Genomic DNA, 6,056 nt, shown 5'->3' with positions numbered 1-6,056 from the left:
GGCCAATTTATGGTCGCAAGCGGTGCTCACCGGGCTACTCCCCTCCAAGATTCGCGGCGTCTGCCGAGCCACTACCCCCTCAAGATAGCGTGTCTACCAATTTCACCACGTCGGCATAAGAACATAAATCAAACCTTCATTTGTCCGCGGTCGGGGACGGCGCCGACGTAGCCGCCGGCTCGACGACAGCGGGCACTGGGGCCTTTGGCGCCTGCTGATCCAACGTCTGGACCTTTTCCTTGGGCTCGTCCTTGGTCTCGATTTTCACCGGGGCCTCGTCCGTCACCGGCGCGGGAACGACCGGGACGGCCTTCGGCGACCCATCCCCGGGAATCGTCTCCTTGACCGGCGCCGCATCCACCGTCGCACCCGGCACGATCGGTACGTCAGAGCCCGCGGCCTTGACCGCCACCCCGGGCACCATCGGCACCGGGGACGGCACCGCGGGGACCTGGCTGGCCGCCGGCACGGCAACCGGGGGCACAATCGCGGCCCCAGCCGCGGCCGGGGTCTCGACCTTCACCGGCAAACCGGTCACCCCGTCCATCAGGCCCGCGGGCTTTTCACCCTTGGCGGCATAATACGCCATCGCCATGCTGGTGAGAAAGAACAGGGCCGCAATAATTCCGGTCGCGCGGGACAGGAACGAACCCGAACCACGCGCACCGAAGACGGTCGCCGAGGCGCCACTGCCGAAGGCGGCACCCGCGTCGGCCCCGCGCCCGTGCTGGATCAGCACCAGTCCGATCAGGCCGATCGAGAGAAAGACCTGGGTGACGGTCAGGATGGTATGCATGGAATCGCTAGTCCGTTCTCGTCCGGGAGGCCGCAGGGTGACACATTACTGCGTCGCCGCATCACCGGCCTTGGCGATCGACAGGAACTCGTCCGCGTTGAGCGCCGCCCCGCCGATCAGACCGCCGTCGATGTCCGGCTGGGACAGCAGTTCCAGGGCATTGCTGCCCTTCATGCTGCCGCCGTAGAGGATGCGGACCTTCTGCGCCACCGCCGCGTCGTGCCCGGCGAGCCGGGCGCGGATGAAGGCGTGGACCTCCTGGGCCTGGGCCGGGGTCGCGGTCTTGCCGGTGCCGATCGCCCACACCGGCTCGTAGGCCAGTTCCAGGCTGCCGAAGGCGCTGATCCCGCACAGCGCGATGATGCCGTCGATCTGGGCGGCGATCACCTTTTCCATGTCACCGCGCTCGCGCTCCTCCAGAGTCTCGCCCACGCACAGGATCGGCGTCAGGCCGGCGGCGAACACGGCCGCCAGCTTCTTCGCGAGGATGGCCTCGTCCTCGCCGTACATGGCGCGGCGCTCGGAGTGGCCGATGATCACATAGTGACAGCCGAAATCCGCCAGCATCGGGGCCGCGACCTCGCCCGTGAAGGCACCGCTCGCCGCGGTGGCGCAGTTCTGCGCACCCAGGCGGACACTGCTGCCGGCCAACGCCGACGCGGCCATCTGCAGGAAGGGATAGGGCGGGCAGACCGCGACTTCGCTGCGCTCGATCGCGCCCGCACCGGCGACCACGCCGGCCAGGAGCGTCTCGACGCTGGCCTTGGTCCCGTTCATCTTCCAGTTACCGGCAATCAGGGGCTTGCGCATGTGCATCTCCTAAAAATAGAGCCCGGCAATTTATCTGGGTCGGGCCTAGAAATCAACCGAAAATTTGCCGTAAACTGCCGCCCATGAGCAAGGCTAAGAAAAAGACCGACGGCGGCTCCACCATCGCACTCAACCGGAAGGCGGGGCATGACTACCACATCGAGAGCCGCATCGAGGCCGGCATGGTCCTGGAGGGCTGGGAGGTCAAGAGCCTGCGTGCGGGGCACATCCAGATCAAAGAGGCCTATGTCAAGATCCTCCACGCCGAGGCCTTCCTGATCGGCTCCCACATGACGCCGCTGCCCACGGCCTCCACCCATGTGAGCCCAGACCCCACCCGCACCCGCAAGTTGCTGCTCAAACGCCACGAGATCAACCGCCTGATCGGCGAGACCGAGCGCGCCGGCTACACCCTGGTGCCGACCGCCATGTACTGGGTACACGGCCGGGCCAAGCTTGAGATCGGGCTCGCCAAGGGCAAGAAGCTGCACGACAAGCGGGCGGCGGAGAAGGACAAGGATTGGCAGCGGGAGAAGGGGCGACTGTTCAAGGCCGGGTAATCTCGCGGGCGCGGTGGCGGGGCGGCGCCGGCCAAGAAGAGGATTTGTCCGCAAATGAACGCGAATTAACGCAAATAAAACATGGGTTTGAGGCGCCTACGCCGCGTCCGTCTGGCTCCCACGCTCCGGCGTGGGAGCAAGTGCGGGCGCTCCGCGTCCGGTTCGCAGACCGGGCGCGGAACCTCGGGCGGGACGGGGCATGCGCCCCGTCCCGAACGTTTATTCCGTCACCGATCTGCACCGTGGGCGCGCAGAATCGGGAGAAAACGTTTCGGACGGGGCGAATGCCCCGTCCGGCCCGGGTGTAGGTGCTGGTGGACCCGGCGCGGTAGGCATACTCCCACTCGGCCTCTGTGGGCAGCCGGTAACAGCCGCCGCACCCTTCGCGGTCGTTGAGGGCCTTGAGGAAGACCTGGATATCGTCCCAACTCACCTGCTCCACCGGGTTGCTGCGCCCTTTGAACTTGGAGGGGTTGGAGGACATGATCCCTTCCCACTGCTCCTGGGTCACCTCGGTGGTCTGCATATGAAAGTCCTCTCGACCGCTAGCTCGATGGCCAGCGTGCGGGGCAGCGTAGTCAGGGCTTCCAGCCCTGACTGGTCCAGCCCCGACACCGTCAGGCCAGGATGGCCTGACTACGCACTTTCACGGTAAAGCCTCGACCTCCGGTGAGGAACCCTTGGCACTGGCAGTGCCCAGGCCCGGGGGTCGGATCTTGGCACTTGCCCTGGGGCCCCGCGCGCCCTATATTAGTCGGGACACTTGGGGGCGACTTGGTTTCGACGTGGGTCGCGAAACCTTAGGTGCATGCCGAGGTGCAGGTACCTCGTTAAACCGTCTGCAAATTCTAGTTGCCAACGACGACAACTACGCTCTCGCTGCTTAACCCCAGCGGGCCTCCGACCGATGTTTGCCTGTGGGCATCGGGTTCCGGGGGTAACAACACATAGGATCGCGGTGACGGGGGTCCAGACCTGATCCGCTAAAACCCCAAATTTGGAATCGCCGACCGTGCGCCCTGCCCTTCGGGCGCGGGAAGGCTAAAAAAAATTGAACGGGCTAAGCATGTAGTACCAACGGCAGAGGGCTTGCGGACGCGGGTTCGATCAACGCAAAAGGTCGCCTTTGCCCGTAAGGGCAAAGTGAAAACGGGGCTCACATCGGCGAACCCTGAAGCTGGCTCGAAAGACCAGCATGGCAACACCGAGGGGTAGGAAGAGGGCCAACCTCAGGCCTGCCCTGTAGAGACTCATAGAGTCGCTGAACCGGAAACGGCCGAGCGGCCACTAGGATCCGCGGCAACGCGGATAACACGCCCCGCATCCGGACCACCGGGTCGTCACCGGACCGGATGAAGGCATAGTCCAGGCCCTACCGAAAGGTGGGGAATCACTGTCCCGCCGCCTCCACCATCAGCGGGCCTTGGAGTCACATCCAAGGCCCGTTTTCTTTGCGCGCGATCCCAATCCAGATCAGGATCGACCAAGAGTCGGCCGCGGCAGGTCATGCGTTGCGCGGGCTCATACCCCGTTGCCGGTCCGCGCAGCGGACCCTACGGCCCCGCGCCCGTAGGGTCCGCTGTGCGGACCGGCGGCCTCGCGGTCGGCCGCGGCAATAGCGACTCGGCATACATGGGCCTGACCCCGGTATAACGCAGCGCGGTATAGTGGGCGATGACCACCGCGAGCATCAGCGGCAGCACGATCTGATAGTCCATGGTCATCTCGATGATCATCAGGATCGACATCAATGGCGCCTGGGTGGTCGCGGCCAGCATCGCCCCCATGCCGACCACCGCATAGGCACTCGGCGGGGCGGTGCCGACCGGCAGGACCGTCTGGACCAGGGTGCCGAACAGGGCGCCCTGCAGGGCACCGACGAAGAGGGTCGGCGTGAAGGCCCCGCCGATGCCGCCGGAGCCCAGGGTGACCGCGGTCGCGAATACCTTCAGCAACAACATGGTCGCGGCGAGCGGCGCATTGTAGGCCGCGGCCAGACCCGCCGCCGCCCCCGCGGCCACCAGCAGCCGCAGGTGGTCGCGCGGCAGGCGCGCGAGGCGCCCGAGGGTCGAGGCGACCATCGCCGCCAACTGCACCATGGCCCCCTCCCGGCCGATCGAACCGCCCGAGGCCACGGTGCAGAGCGACGATGCGCCCTTCACCAGGCTCTGCCGGATGCTGATCCCGGCCAGCGCCGCCAGCAACAGCAGCAGATACAGATTGCGCGATCCGGGCACCAGGTGCAGCGCGGCGGGCCCGTTCGGGCCGCCGGTCCCCTCCCGCGACGCGGCGTCCGCGGCCCCGCGGCCCCCGCCCGAACGCAGGAAGGCGAACGCGAGCAGGCCAAGCGCCAGCACGGCCAGGAACCACCCGGATGCGCGCGGACCCGGCGGCACCTGGGGCGTCGCCTCCCCCCCCGCGGCCACCGGCGGACCTTGGAACCCGACCGGCCCAGCCGCGGCGCCCGTCGCCGCGCCGGCTGGGCAGGGGCAAGGTGCGGCCGTTGCTGGCGCCGGCCCGGACGGCAATGCCTTGGATGGCGTCGGCGGGGGCCGCGCATCAGCGGCCGGCGGCGGCCGGGACGCGACGGTCCCGGACGCCCCCTCGGTGGGGGCGGCGCAATCCAGCGGCCGACCGCCGCGACGATGCGCGGCCCAGTCCCGGCCCTGGTCCACGATGGCCTGCCGGGCGGCCGACGCGTCCACCGCCGCGATCTCCTCCGGGGTCGGCACCCGCAACCGGACCCCGACCCGCAGGGCCGCGTTGACGTTGCAGGACGGCGTGAAGGCCTGCGGGTTGGCCCGCAACAGGGCCAGCATGACCTGGTTCCGGTCCAGGTCCCCGCCCGGATGGACCCGCCCCGCGACCTGCCACAGGGTTTCCCCCGACCGCACCGGCCCGTATTCCGCCGCGCCCGCCGTCCCAAGGCAGCACGGCAGCAGGGATGCAATGGCGATCCAACGCGCCCGTGCGCGCATCAGGAGGGGGTCCGCGCCGCAGCCATCGGTGCCTCCCGGATCGGCAGATTGAGAATAGCGGCGAGTGCGGCGAGCGTCATCACCGCCAGCGACCACATGGCGCCCATCCAGCCGAGGCGTTGAATCAACTGTTGCAGGATGGGCGCGAAGACGAATTGGCCGAAGGAGCCGCCGGCGTTGATAACCCCGGAGGCCGCACCGCGTGCCGACGCGGGCAGGCGCGCCGCCGCGGCCCCCATCAACACCGAAAAGCTGCCGGCCCCGGAGCCGATGGCCGAGACCAGACCGAGCGAGACGACCAGCCCGAAACCGGACCCCATGAACGGCGTGATGGCACTGCCCAAGGCCATGACCGCAATACCGCCGATCAGCACGGGACCCGGACCGTAGCGGTCGGCCAGGGCCCCGGCGATGGGCTGGATCGCCCCCCAAGTAAACTGTCCGATCGCGAGCGCCAGGCTGATGGCGGCGAGCCCCAGCCCGGTCGTCGCATCGATCGGGCCGATAAAGAGCCCCAAGGACTGGCGGGCGCCCATGGTGATCATCAGGATGCCGACGGCGGCCAGGGTGGTGGCCAGGACTTCAGGTCGTCTCAACGAGTGCCACATCTTTATTCAATCATTTGGATCTAACCGCACATATCGGTCTCGGGATCAGCCGTCACCCCATTTGCCTTGCCAAAAAGTTTGCCGAAATTATAACGCCATTGGAGAGCAAAGCTCATGCCGATCCTCGATCATCATCCCGGCCAACGCGCCGACCCCGAGGCCGTCGGTCCGCACAGCGGACCCTTGTATGCTCTGTTCCAGGGATTGACAGGGATGGTGGATACACGGATGTTGCGGAGCGTGCCCGGGAAGCCGTCGGACCCTGAAGCCTCGAGCTTGTACGTAGATTGGCTCCCCGCCCTCT

5 protein-coding genes, 1 other RNA gene and 2 pseudogenes are annotated in these 6,056 nt (G+C 67.4%); 3 read left to right on the top strand and 5 right to left on the bottom strand.

The window, feature by feature from the left end:
* Positions 1–571: 571 nt before the first annotated feature.
* Together secG and tpiA are read right to left on the bottom strand one after the other, a co-directional pair.
* Positions 572–796, bottom strand: a pseudogene (gene secG / locus QZY48_RS33480) (preprotein translocase subunit SecG); the annotation flags it as partial.
* A gap of 45 nt (positions 797–841) precedes the next feature.
* The gene (gene tpiA, locus QZY48_RS33475; protein WP_295438939.1) at positions 842–1,606 is read right to left on the bottom strand and encodes a triose-phosphate isomerase; all 765 of its coding nucleotides are present in this window, start codon (positions 1,604–1,606) and stop codon (positions 842–844) included.
* A gap of 83 nt (positions 1,607–1,689) precedes the next feature.
* On the opposite strand from tpiA, the gene smpB reads away from it, so the two are divergent.
* Entirely contained in the window at positions 1,690–2,166 is a 477-nt protein-coding gene (gene smpB / locus QZY48_RS33470; protein ID WP_295438937.1) for an SsrA-binding protein SmpB, read from the top strand.
* Here the strand turns inward: smpB and QZY48_RS33465 are convergent.
* Positions 2,153–2,761, bottom strand: a pseudogene (locus QZY48_RS33465) (SUMF1/EgtB/PvdO family nonheme iron enzyme); the annotation flags it as partial. The gene smpB and the pseudogene QZY48_RS33465 sit on opposite strands and share 14 nt — an antisense overlap.
* A gap of 178 nt (positions 2,762–2,939) precedes the next feature.
* Here QZY48_RS33465 and ssrA point away from each other — a divergent pair.
* Positions 2,940–3,276: a transfer-messenger RNA gene (ssrA, locus tag QZY48_RS33460) on the top strand.
* A gap of 443 nt (positions 3,277–3,719) precedes the next feature.
* On the opposite strand, the gene QZY48_RS33455 is transcribed toward ssrA, so the two are convergent.
* Complete coding sequence (locus tag QZY48_RS33455) at positions 3,720–5,144, bottom strand: FimV/HubP family polar landmark protein (RefSeq protein ID WP_295438935.1); 1,425 nt, start codon at positions 5,142–5,144, stop codon at positions 3,720–3,722.
* Positions 5,144–5,740 carry an MFS transporter gene (locus QZY48_RS33450; RefSeq protein WP_295438933.1) on the bottom strand — a complete coding sequence of 199 codons (597 nt, stop codon included), beginning with the start codon at positions 5,738–5,740 and terminating at the stop codon, positions 5,144–5,146. Before QZY48_RS33450 ends, QZY48_RS33455 begins: the two co-directional genes overlap by 1 nt.
* Before the next feature lie 126 nt (positions 5,741–5,866).
* Here QZY48_RS33450 and QZY48_RS33445 point away from each other — a divergent pair.
* On the top strand, positions 5,867–6,056 hold a 190-nt coding region (locus tag QZY48_RS33445), incomplete at its 3' end, for a hypothetical protein (RefSeq protein ID WP_295438932.1).

Origin of the sequence: uncultured Thiodictyon sp. (genome assembly GCF_903828115.1) — a bacterium.
Taxonomy (GTDB): domain Bacteria; phylum Pseudomonadota; class Gammaproteobacteria; order Chromatiales; family Chromatiaceae; genus Thiodictyon.
Note: the sequence above shows the minus strand (reverse complement) of the source record. Positions and strands in the feature narration are given on the sequence as shown.